The following is an 18,512-nucleotide window of genomic DNA, read 5'->3' on the forward strand; positions in this document are numbered from 1 at the left end:
TATGAGTCACTTCCTTCCTTTCTCTCGCCCTGCGATTGGCGATGAAGAAATCAAAGCCGTTGAGGATGTACTGCGTTCAGGTTGGATTACAACAGGCCCTCAAAATCATCAATTAGAGCAAGATTTTTGTGAAAAATTTGGTAGCAAACATGCTATCGCAATTTGCTCTGCCACTGCGGGTATGCATGTTGTTTTAATGGCGATGGGAATTGGCGCTGGTGATGAAGTTATCACACCATCACAAACTTGGGTTTCGACGATGAACATCATTACATTACTTGGTGCAGAGCCAGTGATGATTGATGTTGACCGTGATACTTTGATGGTGAGTGCAGAAGACGTCAAAAAAGCGATTACACCTAGAACGAAAGCAATTATTCCAGTTCATTATGCGGGGGCACCTTGCGATCTTGATGCATTAAGAAAAGTTGCACAAGATGCGGGCATTCCTCTTATTGAAGATGCAGCGCATGCTATTGGTACTCGCTATAAAAATGAATGGATTGGTGAAAAAGGAACCTCCATTTTTTCTTTTCACGCGATTAAGAATGTAACTTGTGCAGAAGGCGGATTAGTTGTTACTGATAATGACGAATTAGCCAATAGAGTACGTTGCTTAAAATTCCACGGTTTAGGGGTAGATGCCTTTGATAGACAAATTCAAGGTCGTAAACCTCAAGCAGAAGTTGTTGAACCTGGCTATAAATACAACTTATCTGATATTCATGCGGCGATTGCTGTGGTGCAATTAGGGCGTTTAGATGAAATGAATGCTAAACGTGCTGAGTTGGTTGCACTGTATCGTGAAAAACTCAAAGATTCTCCATTAGAAATGTTGAGTGTCCCTGAATATTCACATTTACATGCAAATCACCTGTTTATGGTGAGAGTTGATAAAAATGCCTGTGGTATCGATCGTGATGCTTTTATGGAGAAATTGAAGCAAAAAGATATTGGTACAGGGCTTCATTTCCGCGCAGCGCACACCCAAAAATATTATCGTGAGCGCTATCCTTCTTTATCCCTTCCTCAATCAGAATGGAACTCTGCAACGTTATGCTCGCTGCCGCTGTTTCCTGATATGAGTAATGAAGATGTTATTCGCGTTGTAGATGCGATCAATGAAATTCTTTCGGAGCATATTTAAGTGTCAACATTTGATAAAATCAAGAAAGTATCGGTTGTAATCCCCGTTTATAACGAAGAAGAGAGCCTTCCTCAGCTTTTAGAACGTACAATTAAAAGCTGTAAACAATTAGAACAAGAATATGAACTGATCCTTGTTGATGATGGTAGTAGTGACAATTCAGCTAAGATGTTAGAAGAAGCGGCTGCCATTGAAGAAAATCACGTTATTGCAATTATTTTAAACCGTAATTACGGCCAACACTCCGCAATTATGGCTGGTTTTAATCAGGCTGATGGTGATTTAGTGATCACATTGGATGCTGATTTACAAAATCCACCTGAAGAGATCCCAAGACTTGTGGCGACTGCTGAAGAAGGGTATGACGTTGTCGGAACTCGTCGTCGTAACCGCCAAGATTCATGGTTTCGCAAAACCGCTTCAAAAATGATCAACTCAATGATCACTAAAGCAACGGGTCGCTCTATGGGAGACTACGGTTGTATGTTGCGTGCTTATCGTCGCCATATTGTTGAAGCGATGTTACAGTGTCACGAAAGAAGTACATTTATTCCAATTCTTGCGAACACATTCGCTCGTCGTACTATTGAAATTGATGTTGCACACGCAGAGCGTGAATATGGCGATTCAAAATACAGTTTTTTAAAGCTGATTAATTTAATGTACGACCTATTAACTTGTCTAACCACGGCACCATTACGTTTATTAAGCATTGTCGGCAGTGTGATCGCTGTATCTGGCTTTGTCTTAGCCTTACTGTTGATTATTTTACGTATTATTTTCGGTGCAATGTGGGCTGCTGAAGGTGTATTCACACTTTTTGCAATCTTATTTATGTTTATCGGTGCGCAGTTCGTTGCAATGGGCTTATTAGGTGAGTATATAGGCCGAATTTATAATGATGTAAGAGCGCGTCCTCGGTATTTTATCCAAAAAGTGGTTGGTATTAATAAACCCAACGAAGATCAGGAAAAAGACTAATGAAAGCAATAGTATTTGCCTATCATGATATTGGCTGTGTTGGTTTAAAAGCACTTGAAAAAGCAGGTTATGATATTCAGGCTGTATTTACCCACACTGACGATCCTAATGAAAATCATTTCTTCTCATCTGTTGCTCGTGTGAGTGCAGAAATGGGATTGACAGTATTTGCACCTGAAAATGTCAATCACCCATTGTGGATTGAACGTATTCGTGAAATGAAACCTGATGTCATTTTTTCTTTCTATTATCGTCACATGTTAAGTGATGAGATCCTGAATTTGGCACCAAAAGGCGCGTTTAATTTACACGGTTCTTTATTACCAAAATATCGCGGCCGCGCACCAATTAATTGGGCGATTGTGAACGGTGAAACAGAAACGGGTGTTACTCTGCATAAAATGACAGCGAAAGCTGATGCAGGTGATATCGTTGCTCAAGAAAAAGTCACTATTGCAGATAATGATACTTCTCTGATTTTACATGAAAAAGTAAGAGAAGCCGCTGATAAGTTACTTTCTAGTGCGTTGCCACATATCGCATCAGGTGATTATTCAACAACTGCACAAGATGAAAGCCAAGCAACTTATTTTGGCCGTCGTTGCGCTGATGATGGTTTAATCGACTGGAATGCAGATGCAAAAACAGTCCACAACTTAGTACGTGCTGTTACAGAACCATATCCAGGTGCATTTACTTTCTTAGGTGAACGCAAAATGATTATCTGGCGTTCACGCGCTATTGCTGATAATCAAGGCAAACGTCCTGGTACTGTCATTTCAACAGAACCTTTAGTGATTGCGTGTGCGAAAGGTGCAATCGAAGTTGTTACTGGTCAAAGTGAAAATGGTCTTTATGTTCAAGGAAGTCGTTTAGCGGCAGAAATGGGCATTGTGACTGATGTTCGCGTTGGACCCAAAGCAACGGCACAAGTAAAACGTCGTAAACGTGTTCTGATTTTAGGTGTGAATGGCTTTATTGGTAACCATTTAACAGAGCGTCTATTGAAAGATGATAACTATGATATTTATGGTATGGATATCGGTTCTTCTGCAATTGAGCGCTTTATTGGTAATCCACGTTTCCACTTTATTGAAGGTGATGTGAGCATTCATACAGAATGGATTGAATACCACATTAAAAAATGTGATGTTATTCTGCCATTAGTGGCTATTGCAACACCAATTGAATATACCCGAAATCCATTACGTGTATTTGAATTAGACTTTGAAGAAAACTTAAAAATTGTACGTTATTGTGTTAAATATAATAAGCGTATTATTTTTCCATCCACATCAGAAGTTTATGGTATGTGTGATGATAAAGAGTTTGACGAAGATAATTCACGTCTGATTGTTGGCCCAATCAATAAACAACGTTGGATTTACTCTGTATCTAAACAGTTATTAGACCGAGTTATTTGGGCTTATGGTGCCAAAGAAGGTTTGAAATTTACGTTATTCCGTCCATTTAACTGGATGGGACCTCGTTTAGATAACTTAAATTCAGCACGTATTGGTAGCTCTCGTGCAATCACACAATTAATTCTGAACTTGGTTGAAGGTTCTCCAATTAAATTGGTTGATGGTGGTGAGCAAAAACGTTGTTTCACTGATATCAATGACGGTATTGAAGCTTTATTCCGTATTATTGAAAACCGTGATAACAAATGTGACGGCCAAATTATCAATATCGGTAATCCAACTAACGAAGCAAGTATTCGAGAATTAGCAGAAATGCTGTTAGATTGCTTTGAAAAACATGAGTTACGTGGTCACTTTCCTCCATTTGCAGGCTTCAAGAAAATTGAAAGTAGCAGTTACTATGGTAAAGGCTACCAAGATGTTGAACACCGTAAGCCGAGCATTAAAAACGCAGAGCGTTTATTGGATTGGAAACCAAGTATTGAAACTCGCCAAACAGTAGAAGAAACATTAGATTTCTTCTTACGTGGCGCAGTTGAAGAATTAGGCACTAAATAGGAATAAATAATGAAGAAAGTTGGTTTGAGAGTTGATGTGGATACTTATCAAGGAACGAAACAAGGTATTCCACAACTGCTGGATGTATTTGCCAGACATAACATTCATGCCAGCTTCTTCTTTAGTGTGGGTCCAGATAATATGGGGCGCCATTTATGGCGCCTTTTAAAGCCTAAATTTTTATGGAAAATGCTGAGATCTAATGCTGCATCACTGTACGGCTTAGATATTTTATTAGCAGGAACAGCATGGCCGGGTAAAAAAATTGCTAAAAATTTAGGTTATTTGATGAAAGAAACCCAAGATGCGGGACATGAAGTTGGATTGCATTCATGGGATCATCAAGGCTGGCAAGCAAAAGTCGGGCGCTGGTCAACAGAAGAATTAATGCAACAAGTTCGTTTAGGTGTTGAAGCACTGGAAAAAGCACTTGAAAACCCTGTAAAATGTTCGGCAGTTGCTGGATGGCGAGCAGATGAACGCGTATTAACAGTGAAAGAAACTTTTCAATTCGATTACAATAGTGATTGTCGAGGAACGCATCCTTTTAGGCCCATTTTAGAAAATGGTTCTATCGGTACGGTGCAAATTCCAGTAACATTACCAACTTATGATGAAGTTGTTGGTACAAAGGTAAAGGATGAAGATTTTAATCAATTTATTATTGATGAAATCAAAAAAGACAGTGGAATACCTGTTTATACTATTCATACCGAAGTTGAAGGAATGTCAAAAGCCGCTCAATTTGAGCAGTTACTGGCAATGATTGCAAATGAAGGCATCGAATTCTGTCCGTTAAGCGATTTATTACCACTAGATAAAGAAACGCTTCCGATGGGTAAAGTTGTTCGATCTGACTTTCCAGGTCGAGAAGGCTGGTTAGGGTGCCAACAAGAGGTCTAACGAAACTATGTTGAATAACCGGGCGAGTAAAATCGGGGCCATCCTCTTGGCTCTTTTTTTTGTTCTTACCTACTTATTTCCATTGAACAGCCGGTTATTATGGCAACCAGATGAAACCCGTTATGCGGAAATTAGCCGTGAAATGGTGGTGAGCGGGAACTGGATTGTTCCTCATATGCTCGATATTCGCTATTTTGAGAAGCCCGTAGCAGGTTATTGGATCAATAATGTTAGCCAATTAATTTTTGGTCACACCAATTTTGCTGTACGTTTTGGCTCAGTTATTTCTATTCTCTTAAGCACATTACTTGTCTATTTATTGGCAAGAATGATGTGGCGTAACCGCCAAGTCGCTTTTGTTTCTAGTTTAATCTATTTATCCATGTTCTTAGTGTTTAGCGTAGGTACTTACAGTGTATTAGATCCTATGCTGGCACTTTGGGTTACCGCGAGTATGGTTTGCTGTTTTTGGGCGCTTAAAGCTACCACAGTAAAAACACGAATATTGGCGTGGATAACATTAGGGCTTGCATGTGGTATGGCATTTATGACCAAAGGATTTTTAGCGTTAGCTATTCCGGTCATTGTTATGATACCTATCACGCTGTATCAAAAACAATTTACGCAAATGTTGCTCTATGGCTTACTTGCCGTATTTAGTGCAGCATTAATTAGTTTGCCGTGGGCATTGGCTATTGCTAAGGCAGAGCCAGATTATTGGCACTACTTCTTCTGGGTTGAACATATTCAGCGTTTTTCGGGTGAAGATGCTCAACATAGTTCTCCATTTTGGTACTACATTCCTGTTGTATTACTCGGCGTTATACCGTGGCTTGGTCTATTGCCTGGAGCATTAACTAGCGCATGGAAGAAAAGACGTAAGCGTCCTGAATTATTTTTCTTATTATGCTGGTTTGTCGTTCCATTCTTATTTTTTAGTATTGCGAAAGGTAAGCTACCGACGTATATGTTGCCGTTTATGGCGCCGCTAGCAATGCTAATGGCGAAATATGGCGTAGATTGTGCCCGCAAATTTAGAATGAAAGCGCTGCGTATAAATGGTTATATCAATATCTTTATTGGTGTTGCTGTTGTTATCGCTATTTTAATTATCCAACTCGCTTCTTCAAAACCTATATATATGCCATATGAATGGTCTAAATGGGTATTAGCTATAGTGGCATTTTCATTATGGGGCATTATTGGTTATCTTTGCTCTACACTTAATGGAAAACACTGGTTATGGGCGGCGTCTTGTTCGCTAGGTGTTAGCTTATGTATCGGTCAGGCAATACCAAATAGCAGCGTAGATGGAAAGTTACCTCAAGAATTTATTCGCCAAAATATAGAGACATTAAACGCAAGCAAATACATTGTGAGCAATAGTGTTGGTATCGGTGCGGGATTAGCGTGGGAATTACAGCGTAGCGATATTTACCTTTATGAAAGAACAGGCGAATTAACTTATGGTGTTGAAGAGTACCCTGATTCACAGCATAAATTAATTAAACCTGATAATTTGGCTCAGTGGTTAGAAGAAGCAAGAAAAGAGGGGAATGTTTCAGTTGTTATTACCTTTAAAGATCCTAAGAAACTAGCACAATTACCAAGACCTGAAGAGCTGGTGACAAACCATCGAGTTGCTATTTTAACTTATGAGAAGCGTAATTAATGTCATTTGTTTTATTGCTGATCGTGAGCTTTTTGACCTGCATAGGGCAAGTTTGTCAAAAGCAAGCGGTGGTTAGCTGGCAAAGTGACTCATTAACAAAAGCCAGAAAAACGATTTTCTGGCTTTTTATTGCCATTGCAATGCTTGGTTTGGGGATGTTGTTTTGGTTACGGTTATTGCAAATTCTGCCTCTTAGTATTGCTTATCCTATGTTAAGTATTAACTTTATTGTGGTGACGTTAATTGGCCAGTTTGTTTATAAAGAGCCCGTTAATGTAAAACATTGGATTGGTATCGCGTCAATTATGGTTGGTATTATATTGATGAGTATACAAGTATGAAAGGCTATCTATGGGCAATTGGAAGCGCATTATTAGTGACAGCGGCTCAATTGTTGCTAAAGTTTGGTATGTCTGAATTACCAGCTTTACAGCTAGAAAAACAGTGGGTTGATTTCTCATGGTTGTGGGCCAATGTAACGCCACTCGCTATCGTGTTTGTTGGCCTTGTCGGTTATGTTCTTTCTATGGTTTGCTGGCTATTCACTTTACGTACCATTCCTTTAAATAAAGCCTATCCGCTGATCAGCTTGAGTTATGTGTTTGTTTATATTCTTGCAGTGATATTGCCTTGGTTTCAAGAAACACCATCATGGACAAAAACAGCGGGTGTAGCATTTATCATGGTCGGAGTGTGGTTAATAAGCCAAAAAACGAAAGAAGCACAATCACACTAACTTAATGATTGCAGAATTTATTTTCTGATCCCTGTTGTTAATTGTGCGATTTATTCTACCAATCATCACTCATTTATCTTCAATAACTTGTTTTTGCTTAAAAAAGCAGATAGATTTTAAAATCTATGGTAATAACAATGGTGGATGCAATGAGAAAGTCCGTTTTTTATCCTTTCTTACTCTGTATTATTCTGCTGGCTGGGTGTTCATCTAGTCCATCTAAGCGTATTCCACCTGCGCCTCCCTTAAAAACACAACTTTCCGATCCCATCATGGTGATAGTGCAATTAAAATCGCAACTTGAGCAATGGTATGGTACGCCTTACAGCTATGGTGGAATGACGCCTTCTGGTATTGATTGTTCAGGCTTCGTGTATAAAACTTACAGTGATCGTTTTGATATAAAACTTCCTCGAATGACCATTGATCAAACCAAATATGGTACACAAATCAGTAAAAGTGATTTAATGCCTGGTGATTTGGTTTTCTTCAAAACGGGCGGTGGTGAAAATGGGCTTCATGTCGGTATTTATGATACTGATAATACATTTATTCATGCATCAACTAGCAAAGGGGTAACTCGTTCATCCCTTGATAATGTCTATTGGAAAAAGACATTTTGGCAGGCTCGCCGATTGTAGTTTCGTGCCATTTAACAGCCTAATATATTGAGAGTTATGGTATCGTATACCTTATTTTCTTCATATAGGTATTCCTTATGTCAGGCAAATTGCGTCTGTTAATTTCCGAGTCTTATGATCCTTGGTTTAACCTTGCTGTTGAAGAGTGTATTTTTAGACAAATGCCCGCTGATCAACGCGTACTTTTTCTTTGGCGTAACGATAATACGGTAGTTATTGGTCGAGCACAGAATCCATGGAAAGAGTGTAACACCCGTAAAATGGATGAAGATGGTGTGAAATTAGCTCGCCGTTCAAGTGGTGGTGGGGCTGTTTTCCATGATCTTGGCAATACCTGTTTTACCTTTATGGCAGGAAAGCCAGAATATAATAAAACAATTTCAACTCAAATTATTCTTGATGGATTATTAAAAGCAGGCATTAATGCTACGGCATCAGGACGTAACGATTTGGTGGTTCCTCAAGATGATGGTGAAAGAAAGGTTTCTGGATCAGCCTATAAAGAGACTAAAGATCGTGGTTTTCATCATGGTACATTATTAATAAATGCTAACTTATCTAGATTAGCTAATTACCTCAATCCAGATCCGAAAAAACTTCAAGCTAAAGGTATCACGTCTGTTCGCTCTCGAGTGGCTAATTTGATCGAGCTTCAACCTAATATTACCCATGAAAAACTTTGTGAAACTATCACTGAAAGCTTTTTTGAATACTATGGTGAACGAGTAGAAGCAGAGATTATTTCACCGCAAAAATTACCTGATTTACCCGGTTTTGAAGAAACTTTCACTAAACAAAGTAGTTGGGAGTGGAATTTTGGACAAGCACCTGCGTTTTCACATCTTTTAGATAATCGTTTTAAATGGGGGGGCGTTGAGCTACATTTTGATATCGAGCGTGGCAACGTTATTAGAAGTCAAATATATACAGACAGTTTAGATCCTGCGCCATTAGAAGCATTATCAGAGATGTTGGTAGGGCAACGTTACACACCCGAGTCTCTAAAAGCGCTTATTGAGCAACTCACTCAGCGATATCCTAATAATAAAATAGAGCTTAACGAGCTTCAAGAATGGCTTGTGACAGCGATAGCGTAATTTTTATCAACGTTAGAAAACGATAAACAATAAGCATAAAAACCAGCTAAAAAGCTGGTTTTTTCATGAAGAATAATGTGATGCGAAATTGATTAGTGATTTTCACATGACATAAAGCAATGAGTGTCTGGCATTTTGCCATTTTCTCTAAATTTAGCGGGTGTAGTATTGAAATGCTTTTTAAAGATACGTGTAAATGTTGCTTGAGAGCTAAAACCATACATTAAAGCGATATCTAAAATAGACATATTTTTTTCTTGTAATGATTTAGCAGCTTCTAATAAGCGACGTTTGCGAACATATTCGCCTAATGTGCAGCCTTTAAAATCTTTAAAAATGCGTTGCAAGTGCCACTTAGAGTAGCCACTTTTATTTGCAATCGTATCGATTTTTATACCTTCGTTACGTTGTAACTGGGTTTCTAACCATTTCAGAATATCATTAACGACATTTTCAGCCATAAAACCTCCCACAAAAATGGTGGGGACACAGTGCCCAAGTAAATAGAATAGTAACGTATGTTATTTATAACCTATTTTAAGCATGGGGAAAATAACAGGTAGGCAAAAAGTGCTTTTCGTGATTGATAATCATTATCATAACGATAGGTGTGACTTATATAGTTTAAGTAAGGTTCAGTTTGCTGAATATTTCTGATTAAAAGTGATATTTTGTATGACTTTTACTTTGTTGAATTTATTGATTTATTTTTTTAGTTTAATAGTTCTGTTATACCTTTTATTTTTCGCTCTGTTATGCTTTTTGGTGCGAAATACAAGCTAATCATTGATTAAGGTGTATTTGAAATTCAATTTATTTGACTGAGTATCGAAAAATTAAAATAAGATTTATTAATCAATCGATGTGATATTACCTTCACCATTTTATTTTCAATTGCTAAGTTTATTGATAATAAATTAACTAAGCCACCTATTAGAAAGTAATGCTAAAAGGTGGCTTGGTAATAAAAATTTAGGTAGTGCTCTTTTTAGGGGCGTAGAAAAACTTGAGGATATATATGTTCTGGATGAGTATTAACACTCACATCTGCACCATACCATTTTTGTATATTTTCTGTTGTGAGTACGCTGTGTGGTGTACCTTCACAAACTAACTTTCCTTGATGCAGTAATAAAATTCTATCAGCATAAAGAGACGCTAAATTAAGATCATGCAAAACACAACACACCATAAGATTTTGTGTTTTTGCCAATTTTTTTAATAAACGTAAGCTGTGTTGCTGGTGGTAAAGATCAAGTGCGGAGGTTGGTTCATCAAGGAACAATACGGCTTCTTGTGGTGTAGGGTGCCATAATTGCGCTAACACTCTAGCAAGTTGTACTCGCTGTTGTTCTCCCCCCGATAATTGACGATAGTCTCTATCTTTAAATTTTAAACAGTCTGTTTGGAGTAGTGCGGTTTCAATTGCCATTTTTTTATGTTGTTGCCCATGAGGTGTTCTTCCCATAGCAACCACTTCTTCGACTGAAAATGAAAATGAGAGCTGACTATTTTGTCGCATAACAGCACGGTTTTGCGCTAATTGCTGGCTATTCCATTGTGAATAGTTTTTTTGTTTAAAATAACATTGACCTTGTGTTGGTGTTGTATAGCCTGTTAATAAGCGTAATAGCGATGATTTTCCTGCGCCATTAGGGCCAATAATGGTAACTAATTCCCCAGCATTAAACGAAAGCGACACATCATCAATAATGGTCTTATTGCCGATTCGGTAAGTTAAATTATTTCCATAGAGTAATGGCGTGTTTTGTTTTTCAATCATGACATTCTTCCTGCGGGTTGTCGTAAGATCAGCCAAAGGAAATAAGGACCACCAATTAATCCTGTAATGAGCCCCACAGGGATTTCTGCTGGAGATACCAATGTTCGTGATAATGTGTCAGCAGCGAGTAATAGTGTCGCACCACCTAAAATAGTGGCAGGTAATAGCCATACATGATTACTCCCAATGCGCATACGAATAAGGTGCGGAACAACAAGTCCAATAAATCCAATAACACCACTCAGTGCGACAGCACAGCCAATTAAAATGGCGCTAAGAAGTAACAAAATAAATTTGGTTCTTCTTACATTTAGCCCTAAGTAATGCGCTTCTTCATCACCAAGTTGTAATAGGTTTAATTTATGGCTTTGCCAACATGCCAAAATGCTAACAGGAATGATCACAAGGGTTGCAATAGATAAGGTTTTCCAGTCAATCTGGCTTAATGAACCCATCATCCAAAGTGAGAATTGACGTAACTGTTGGTCGGTACTGATGTAACTTAATACACCAATAAAAGACATACATAGCGCATTGATAGCAATACCGGCAAGCAATAACCGCGCTAAATTACCATCACTTAATTGATGCAATGAGAAGATAATCATTGCCACAATTAAACCGCCAATAAAGGCGGCAACAATATGACTGTAAAATGCAAAGGCTGGTGAAAAAGAGAACGGTAGAATAATCACAATGGCAACCATTAGTGCTGCACCGCTACTAATACCAAGTAGACCAGGATCAGCTAATGAGTTTCTAAATAATCCCTGCATTATCGCGCCTGATATTGCTAAAGCTCCTCCAACAAGAATGGCTAATAATACGCGAGGTAGACGGATATCTAGCCAAATTTGCCATTCCATATCATCAAAAGAGCTATTCCATAATGTATGAAACGAAAGGGCTAATGCACCGCTATTCACAGAAATTAATGTAACCGTAGTGAGTAAAAAGAGTAAAACTAAAATACTCATCCACGGTGAACGAAAACGAGACATTATTGCTCCAACGCTTGACGAATTTGATGCATGACTTCTGGTGTTGAAAGGGTAAAGCCTAATAATCCCATATCATCAACAATAACATAATGCTTGTTTTTACCCGCTGGTGTGTATTTTATGCCAGGTAACTCCCATAGTTTTTCAATTCCGCCAATACCTTTAATACCTTCTTTGGTTACTAGCAAAATATCAGGTTGGCTTGCAATAACACCTTCTTGAGAAAGTGGGCGATAGCTTGTAAACCCTTGCATGGCGTTTTTACCGCCAACCAGTGAAATAATGGTATCCGCAGCTGTATTTTGACCCGCAGCCATTGGAACAACACCACCATGACTCATGATATAAATGACTTTCTTATCGATAGGAGTGGTTGAAATTTGCTTAATAGAGAGGGCGAGTTTCTCTTTTAGTTGATTGCCTTCTTGTTCTTTATTTAAAACTGTCGCAATGGTGTCTATTTTTTCATTAATGGCTTCTAATGAATGTGTACCTGTAATCGTTTTAACAGCAACTCCAGCCTCTTTAATACGACGTAATGCTAAAGAAGGGCGAGCGAGTTCACTGGTAATGATCAACGTTGGTTTGACAGATAAAATTCCTTCTGGGTTTAGCATTCGCATATAACCCACATCAGGAAGTGTTTTCACTTGTTCAGGAACTAAACTGGTGCTGTCTCTTGCAATAACTTGCTCACCTGCACCTAATGCGAAAACAATTTCTGTAATATCGCCACCAATAGTAACGATACGCTCATTGGCCGAAGTGATGGACGATATGACGCTACACAGGATCAAAAGAAGCCATTTTTTCATTAAATCATTCTCCGATTAGGCGATTTTAGTGAGGGTATTCACTTGTTCACGCCACTGTAGTTGCTCAGCAGTACCTTCAGTGCGTTGTCCGTAGAGTTGAGCAATTTGCTGCCCCTTGTTATCAAAGATTTCAAGGCTGGTAACAAACCCATCTTGAGTAGGTTTACGTGTTACCCAACTCTCTGCAATTTCACTTTCAATTAAATGAAGTGTAAAAGCAGAATTGAAAACGTTGATCCAAACTTGCTCACTATTTTCAAATTGATGCGGTACTAGACGATCAATTTGGCCTGTAAAAATTTGTACACAGCCACGGCTACCGACAAATATCATGATCTCGTTTTGCGCTTCTTTAGCGAGCTCTAATAAGGTTTTCAGTGCGTTGTTATCAACTTGATAAGCAAGGTCATCAGGAACCGCTTTGAATGCTTGTTGACGACTTAAGTTATTTTCTTTTAGTAATTTGAAGAATTGGTGAACGTCAGTCATTGAACGCCATTGTTGTTCAAGTTGTTCCGCTAATTCATTACTAACAGGTGTGTTTGAGTATGGTTCAACAGGAGTGATATCTAAAACGGGGTTTTCTTCAGATAAAAATGCTTGAATAAGTGCATTCCATTCATCCATATTCGTGTTATCTGTTGCATAGACTTTATGTAATGCATCACCATGCATATCAAAGAATTGAATGCTATAACGCGTTCCTTTTGATGTTTCTTCGGCAAGTGCAAAAATACTTGACCAATAAGCGAAGAAAAAGCGTAAATCCATTGCACGCGGATTTAAGATTAACCCTGCGTGATCGTTAAAACGGGCATTTGTGTATTCACCAAGGTGTTCATGAACGGCAATATCATTACGAGTAATCGCTTTGACTTCACCTACTTTACTCAATGCTTTTAATAATTCTTGTACATCATTGCGTAGACGCTTTGCATCGTGTCCTACACGGGCATGAGTGAGTTCGGCTTCACTGACATTTAAGTAAGTAGCGAGATCTCGTGCATATGATGCTTTTTTGTCCGCTTTAGCTTGCAGGTAGCTCTCATAAAGAGGTTTATTCACAGAAACTCCTATTATATCGTTGATTTTATTGTTAATTACCACTGATAACTCACAAGTACTTTTGCATTTCGTCCTTCTTGAGGAATACCTGCAGAAGAGTAATACGTTTTATCAAATGCGTTACCCAGTACAAATGAGGTTGTTAATCCTTTTAATGAGGCATTACCTTCATAACGAAGGTAGAAATCATTAACGCCATAACCTGCTTGTTGGCGATTGGTTGGGCGATTAAAACGGTCATGCTTGGTAAAGTCCGTTTTTTTGGTAAATTGACCGACCCAACCCACAGAAAAATCGGTACTTGGTACAGGAACATCAAAGCGACTGGTTAATGTATCTGGCTCAATTGAGGTAATTGAGGCATTTGTCGCATTATCTTTTCCTTTGGTATGGTTATAAGCTAAATCCCAATTAAAGAATTTTGATTGATAGCTCATCGAAACATCCCATCCCCAAATAGTTGCTCTTGGAATATTTGTTGACTGTGTATATCCCTGAAAAATAGCAACATCTGCATCAATATAATCTTTTGCGCGAGTATTGAAATGGGCAGCTTTAATTTTCAGATTATCATTATTAGATAATAAGTCGTCGAATTGAAAACCTAACCCATATTCAGTAGTTGAATTGGTTTCAGGCTTTAAATTAGGGTTTGGACGCCAATAGTTTGTTGGCGCGCCAGGGAAAGGTGCATCAAAATGTTTTGCATCGTTATACATCTCACCTAAAGTTGGCGCTCTAAATGCTTGTGAGTAAGAGGTATACAGCATTGACCAGTCAGTTGGTGTGATACTGATTGCCCCTTTTGATGACCATTTATCCGCAGTAATGTCATCATAACGATCGTTTTGGCTCTTATATTTGTCAAAACGTGTTCCTAAAATTAGGGAGACAGGTAAATCACGTAAAGTGACTTCATCTTGTACCCAACCGGACATAAAACGGATATCGGCTTGTGGGAAGCTTTCTGCATTTTGGCTTGGTGATTGTTTTTGTTTATAAACCTCGCCACCATAAGTCAATCCATGTGATGCAAAGCTGTACGTACCCACTTGTGAGCGGTTTTCGAGTTTTACGCCATAGGTTTTTTGCTCTCGACCTTCAAATCCTTTTTGTACCGTTTTGGCATTGATATCAACTTCACTGTAATAAGCCTGTGTTTTCAAATTAATCCATTGTGAATCTGAAGGATCAAATTGATAGGTTAACTGAACATCTTTTTGTGTCGTGGTGCGATCAGTTTCTACATTAGCAAGTGTAGGATTTGAGGAAACTTGAGGATTTTTAGGTTGATTTGTATTGTTATGGTAATAGCGGAATTGTCCACTTAATGTGTTGTTATCATCAATTAACCAGCGTCCTTTAGAAAGGAGATTAATAATGGTTTCGTCATTTTGAGCGCGATAACCACCACCATAACGGGTATCACCTTTATCACGGGCTGAGAATGCAACGAGTCCATCAAGATTATCGTGTCGGCCAAAAGCCGTAACACCCAAACCTTGACTATGCTGGGCGGTATTACCAAGACCAGTAACTCGAACACCGCCTTGTTGATTGTTTGAAAGCAAGTCGCTTGCATCAACCGTATCGTAAGCGATAACACCACCAAGGGCGCCGCTACCATATAACAGAGCAGAAGGACCACGAATCACTTCAACTTGTTTTATAAGCAGAGGATCAACAAAAATACTGTCGATATGACCGGTGTCTGTTCCTTGGCGAACGCCATCTACAAGTGTCAGTATTCCATTTTTACTGTATCCTCGCATACTGATGGTTTCACCATTAGTACGACCTGCGCCTGAAATTGAAATGCCAGGCACATGGCGAAGTAATTCAGAAGCACTTCCTGCTGTTTCTGACAACGCATTGTTATTTTTTATAACTGTTGACATCATCGGTAATGTAAAGCTATCACGCTCATTACCCGTCGCATAAACTGTAAGCACTTCTGTTTTTTTCTTCTCATTAGTTTGCGTCTTCTCTTGTGCAGATACACAAGCAGAAGAAACTGCAATTGCCAGCAAACTGAATTTAATCAATAGGGATGACTGAGACATGCAGATGGATCTCCGTTATTTAATGGGCTGTTAAAATACAGCCCTTTGTTATGTAAATTATTGCTCCTCATCTACCAGCGATAACTGATGGACATTTTGATATTTCGACCTTCTTGTGGCACACCTAATGCCGAGAAATGTTCTCGATTAAACGCATTGGCGAGCACTAACGCGGCTTGAATATCTTTATTGTTTTGAGATTGATAACTAATTGAAAAATCGTGAATACCATAGCCCGGATATTGGGTAATAAGTTCTTGCATTCGATTTGTAGTTTTGCCTTTTACATGAGGCGCTTGTCCTCGATGTGTGCCTTTATTCGCGGTAGTACCAGCGAATTTTCCTGACCACCCTAATGAGAATGGGGTTTTAGTAACAGGAAGTTGAATAAAGGTCGTCAGTATTTCAGGGCGAACAGGCGAAATGGTTTCATGTGTGGTTAACTCAAGGGTATGAGTACGGTTATAACTTAAACCTAGAGAAATTAATGGGTGTGAATAACGCAGACTAAGATCAATACCTTCAATCATTGCGTTGGGAATATTAAATGCTTGGAGATTTAATTTTCCCGCAAATGAACTTGAATGCCAAGGACCATAAGTAATGTAATCTTTTGATTTAGTATCAAAATAAGCGGCTTTTAAAATGAGTTTATCTTGTTGTGATAAAAGCTGTTTAAATGAGAAATCAGCGCCATATTCCCAAGTGCTATTTCTTTCAGGTTTTAAGTTTGGATTAGGCACCCAATGCGCATTAAAAAAACCCGCTTTAAAATGGAATGAATCATTAAACATTTCATTTAAAGTTGACGCGCGAAACGCAGTTGAATAGGTAGAATAAAGTTGTAACCAACGTGTTGGTGTGAATGTTAACGTGATATTTTCAGTTGTTCCTCGATAACTCGATGTATGTTTTTCTGCTTGTAATGTTTTAGCCGAAAATTTACTGAAGAAAGGATCAAGCCCTTCACCAGGTATATTTTTGTAATAGTGATAACGTATACCCGTTGTGAGTGTGAGAGGGAGTGATGGTGTACTGAGAGAACTTTGCAACCAACCTGCGATATAATTCCTTTTCGCTAAAGGAAAGTTTTTTGCTTCTTCATTTGATTGCATTTTCTGCTGATAAGCTTCTGTACCAATAATCACAGATTGATTGAATGTGTCAAACCAATTGATACTGGCATTATCTTCAAATTTAAGCCCGTAAGTCGATTGTGTACGTGCTTCGTATTTACCTATTTTACCTTGGATATTTTTTTTTAAATCTGACGTTGTTAATTTAGTATCCGTTAAAAAAGTTTGGTTAATATCAAACTGTGAATAGTAAAGATAAGTGGTTAAATCTAACCATGAGTTTGTATCAGAAACATAGTGGTGAGTGAGCGCATAATTTTTTTGCTGAGTGTCGCGCTGCATCTGGTTACTTTCATTCTTGCCAAATCCGCCCATTCGATGCAAAACTTCTCGTTGTTCACCTGAATTATCATAATGGCGAGCTGAAATAATAAGCGTTTGATTTTCAGTTGGATAAAAATAAGCTTTTACAAAGAAATTTTTAATATGCTCGTGATTTTCTAATTTATCACCATTAGCAAGACGAATAGGACCACGTTGACGTTGGCTATACGCAAATAAACCTTCTACAATATCGTGTCTTGCTGCAATAATGCCACCATAAGAAAAATGGCGATCTGCTGATGAAACTGAGCTAAATAGTTTTGCGCCTAATTTTTTATCCGTACCTAATATGGAACGAGGATCAAGAGTATTAAACGCGACAACTCCTCCCATAGCACCTGCACCATGCAAAGTGGATGCGGAGCCATGTTTTACATCAACACGTCTAATTAAAGAGGGATCAAGAAAGATACCACCTAAATTATTTATGGTGTTCTCTAGTGGTTGATGAATTCCATCAACGAGGATCTTGATACCTTTTTGGTCGTATCCTCGCATCAAAATATTCGAGCCATTCGTGATACCCGTTCCTGATAACGTCACACCAGCAACATCTTTTAATATTTCACCAGTAGTTGATGCGGTTTGTGTTTTAGCCGAAGAAGTATCAATAACAGAGTGAAAGTCTGAGGATCGATCGTCGTTATAGCCAATAACAGTAAGAGAGTCCGTTCCTGTATTTTCAGGGTGTGCAGAGGCAATAGGGGAATACAACAGACAAAGTGCTGTTGCTATACCTGAATATTTGAAATGTTTTTTCAGCATACACATACCATAAATATCCATAAAAAGTCCTTGTATATGGAGTTATTTAGCTGGCTGCCTAGCTGAGTTGATAGGTGGCTTGCACGTTATTGTCAAAAAAGATTATTTAGTCAGGATAAGTTTTCCTGCTTTAGTTTGGCGTAGTTGGTACAACTCTCCGTTATGTTGAATGTAAACCATGCCATCTTTACCTAATAACTCAATACTATTAATCGATTGAATTATTGAAGAATGAGAATTCTGCTTAGTTAAAGAACTATCCAAATTATTAGCTTTTTTATTCATAATACACTAAGAGTAATAAGCGTTATCATTATGATAATCATTATCGTTAACAAAAGTGTTTAGACAAGCTTTTTTTAACGTAAATAAGTAAATTTAAGTCATATTGTGAGTAATAA

17 protein-coding genes are annotated in these 18,512 nt (G+C 38.3%); 9 read left to right on the forward strand and 8 right to left on the reverse strand.

Going from position 1 to position 18,512, the window contains the following annotated elements:
- The first annotated feature begins 1 nt into the window (after window position 1).
- The 9 genes from arnB (at window position 2) to ACWPWK_RS18405 (ending at window position 9,159) form a co-directional block, all read left to right on the forward strand.
- Entirely contained in the window at window positions 2–1,147 is a 1,146-nt protein-coding gene (arnB, locus tag ACWPWK_RS18365) for a UDP-4-amino-4-deoxy-L-arabinose aminotransferase (protein ID WP_109372452.1), read from the forward strand.
- On the forward strand, window positions 1,148–2,128 hold the full coding sequence (gene arnC, locus ACWPWK_RS18370) for an undecaprenyl-phosphate 4-deoxy-4-formamido-L-arabinose transferase (protein WP_109372451.1): 981 nt from the start codon (window positions 1,148–1,150) through the stop codon (window positions 2,126–2,128).
- The gene (gene arnA, locus ACWPWK_RS18375; RefSeq protein WP_109372450.1) at window positions 2,128–4,110 is read left to right on the forward strand and encodes a bifunctional UDP-4-amino-4-deoxy-L-arabinose formyltransferase/UDP-glucuronic acid oxidase ArnA; all 1,983 of its coding nucleotides are present in this window, start codon (window positions 2,128–2,130) and stop codon (window positions 4,108–4,110) included. The genes arnC and arnA overlap by 1 nt, the downstream gene beginning before the upstream one ends.
- Before the next feature lie 9 nt (window positions 4,111–4,119).
- Window positions 4,120–5,013 (forward strand): 4-deoxy-4-formamido-L-arabinose-phosphoundecaprenol deformylase, encoded by an 894-nt coding sequence (arnD, locus tag ACWPWK_RS18380; protein WP_109372449.1) that lies wholly within the window; start codon window positions 4,120–4,122, stop codon window positions 5,011–5,013.
- A 7-nt stretch (window positions 5,014–5,020) separates the two neighbouring features.
- Window positions 5,021–6,685, forward strand: a complete 1,665-nt coding sequence (arnT, locus tag ACWPWK_RS18385; RefSeq protein ID WP_109372448.1) for a lipid IV(A) 4-amino-4-deoxy-L-arabinosyltransferase — start codon at window positions 5,021–5,023, stop codon at window positions 6,683–6,685.
- The gene (gene arnE, locus ACWPWK_RS18390) at window positions 6,685–7,026 is read left to right on the forward strand and encodes a 4-amino-4-deoxy-L-arabinose-phosphoundecaprenol flippase subunit ArnE (protein WP_109372447.1); all 342 of its coding nucleotides are present in this window, start codon (window positions 6,685–6,687) and stop codon (window positions 7,024–7,026) included. Before arnT ends, arnE begins: the two co-directional genes overlap by 1 nt.
- Window positions 7,023–7,421 carry a 4-amino-4-deoxy-L-arabinose-phosphoundecaprenol flippase subunit ArnF gene (arnF, locus tag ACWPWK_RS18395; RefSeq protein ID WP_109372446.1) on the forward strand — a complete coding sequence of 133 codons (399 nt, stop codon included), beginning with the start codon at window positions 7,023–7,025 and terminating at the stop codon, window positions 7,419–7,421. The genes arnE and arnF overlap by 4 nt, the downstream gene beginning before the upstream one ends.
- A gap of 149 nt (window positions 7,422–7,570) precedes the next feature.
- A complete protein-coding gene (locus ACWPWK_RS18400; RefSeq protein ID WP_036937364.1) occupies window positions 7,571–8,062 on the forward strand; it encodes a C40 family peptidase in 492 nt (163 codons plus the stop codon).
- 77 nt (window positions 8,063–8,139) lie between these two features.
- Window positions 8,140–9,159, forward strand: coding sequence for a lipoate--protein ligase A (locus ACWPWK_RS18405; RefSeq protein ID WP_109372445.1), 1,020 nt, complete (start codon window positions 8,140–8,142; stop codon window positions 9,157–9,159).
- A gap of 92 nt (window positions 9,160–9,251) precedes the next feature.
- On the opposite strand, the gene ACWPWK_RS18410 is transcribed toward ACWPWK_RS18405, so the two are convergent.
- The 8 genes from ACWPWK_RS18410 to hemP form a co-directional block, all read right to left on the reverse strand.
- Window positions 9,252–9,620, reverse strand: coding sequence for a helix-turn-helix domain-containing protein (locus tag ACWPWK_RS18410; RefSeq protein ID WP_109372444.1), 369 nt, complete (start codon window positions 9,618–9,620; stop codon window positions 9,252–9,254).
- 527 nt (window positions 9,621–10,147) lie between these two features.
- A complete protein-coding gene (locus ACWPWK_RS18415; protein ID WP_109372443.1) occupies window positions 10,148–10,942 on the reverse strand; it encodes a heme ABC transporter ATP-binding protein in 795 nt (264 codons plus the stop codon).
- Window positions 10,939–11,943, reverse strand: a complete 1,005-nt coding sequence (locus tag ACWPWK_RS18420; protein ID WP_109372442.1) for a FecCD family ABC transporter permease — start codon at window positions 11,941–11,943, stop codon at window positions 10,939–10,941. Before ACWPWK_RS18420 ends, ACWPWK_RS18415 begins: the two co-directional genes overlap by 4 nt.
- Window positions 11,943–12,758 (reverse strand): heme/hemin ABC transporter substrate-binding protein, encoded by an 816-nt coding sequence (locus ACWPWK_RS18425; RefSeq protein ID WP_109372441.1) that lies wholly within the window; start codon window positions 12,756–12,758, stop codon window positions 11,943–11,945. Before ACWPWK_RS18425 ends, ACWPWK_RS18420 begins: the two co-directional genes overlap by 1 nt.
- Before the next feature lie 15 nt (window positions 12,759–12,773).
- A complete protein-coding gene (locus ACWPWK_RS18430) occupies window positions 12,774–13,823 on the reverse strand; it encodes a hemin-degrading factor (protein WP_109372440.1) in 1,050 nt (349 codons plus the stop codon).
- Between the two features lie 35 nt (window positions 13,824–13,858).
- Window positions 13,859–15,886, reverse strand: coding sequence for a TonB-dependent hemoglobin/transferrin/lactoferrin family receptor (locus ACWPWK_RS18435; RefSeq protein WP_109372439.1), 2,028 nt, complete (start codon window positions 15,884–15,886; stop codon window positions 13,859–13,861).
- A gap of 71 nt (window positions 15,887–15,957) precedes the next feature.
- Window positions 15,958–18,132 carry a TonB-dependent receptor domain-containing protein gene (locus tag ACWPWK_RS18440; protein ID WP_109372438.1) on the reverse strand — a complete coding sequence of 725 codons (2,175 nt, stop codon included), beginning with the start codon at window positions 18,130–18,132 and terminating at the stop codon, window positions 15,958–15,960.
- A gap of 81 nt (window positions 18,133–18,213) precedes the next feature.
- Complete coding sequence (gene hemP, locus ACWPWK_RS18445; protein WP_109372437.1) at window positions 18,214–18,396, reverse strand: hemin uptake protein HemP; 183 nt, start codon at window positions 18,394–18,396, stop codon at window positions 18,214–18,216.
- Window positions 18,397–18,512: the final 116 nt, after the last annotated feature.

It is taken from the genome of Proteus sp. Marseille-Q3619, assembly GCF_965283115.1.

Excerpts from the sequence above, each read along its gene's own strand:
- arnB (WP_109372452.1), top strand. The coding sequence starts at position 2 with ATGAGTCACTTCCTTCCTTTCTCTCGCCCTGCGATTGGCGATGAAGAA.
- arnA (WP_109372450.1), top strand. The coding sequence starts at position 2,128 with ATGAAAGCAATAGTATTTGCCTATCATGATATTGGCTGTGTTGGTTTA.
- arnD (WP_109372449.1), top strand. The coding sequence starts at position 4,120 with ATGAAGAAAGTTGGTTTGAGAGTTGATGTGGATACTTATCAAGGAACG.
- arnT (WP_109372448.1), top strand. The coding sequence starts at position 5,021 with ATGTTGAATAACCGGGCGAGTAAAATCGGGGCCATCCTCTTGGCTCTT.
- arnE (WP_109372447.1), top strand. The coding sequence starts at position 6,685 with ATGTCATTTGTTTTATTGCTGATCGTGAGCTTTTTGACCTGCATAGGG.
- arnF (WP_109372446.1), top strand. The coding sequence starts at position 7,023 with ATGAAAGGCTATCTATGGGCAATTGGAAGCGCATTATTAGTGACAGCG.
- ACWPWK_RS18400 (WP_036937364.1), top strand. The coding sequence starts at position 7,571 with ATGAGAAAGTCCGTTTTTTATCCTTTCTTACTCTGTATTATTCTGCTG.
- ACWPWK_RS18405 (WP_109372445.1), top strand. The coding sequence starts at position 8,140 with ATGTCAGGCAAATTGCGTCTGTTAATTTCCGAGTCTTATGATCCTTGG.
- ACWPWK_RS18410 (WP_109372444.1), bottom strand. The coding sequence starts at position 9,620 with ATGGCTGAAAATGTCGTTAATGATATTCTGAAATGGTTAGAAACCCAG.
- ACWPWK_RS18415 (WP_109372443.1), bottom strand. The coding sequence starts at position 10,942 with ATGATTGAAAAACAAAACACGCCATTACTCTATGGAAATAATTTAACT.
- ACWPWK_RS18420 (WP_109372442.1), bottom strand. The coding sequence starts at position 11,943 with ATGTCTCGTTTTCGTTCACCGTGGATGAGTATTTTAGTTTTACTCTTT.
- ACWPWK_RS18425 (WP_109372441.1), bottom strand. The coding sequence starts at position 12,758 with ATGAAAAAATGGCTTCTTTTGATCCTGTGTAGCGTCATATCGTCCATC.
- ACWPWK_RS18435 (WP_109372439.1), bottom strand. The coding sequence starts at position 15,886 with ATGTCTCAGTCATCCCTATTGATTAAATTCAGTTTGCTGGCAATTGCA.
- ACWPWK_RS18440 (WP_109372438.1), bottom strand. The coding sequence starts at position 18,132 with ATGGATATTTATGGTATGTGTATGCTGAAAAAACATTTCAAATATTCA.
- hemP (WP_109372437.1), bottom strand. The coding sequence starts at position 18,396 with ATGAATAAAAAAGCTAATAATTTGGATAGTTCTTTAACTAAGCAGAAT.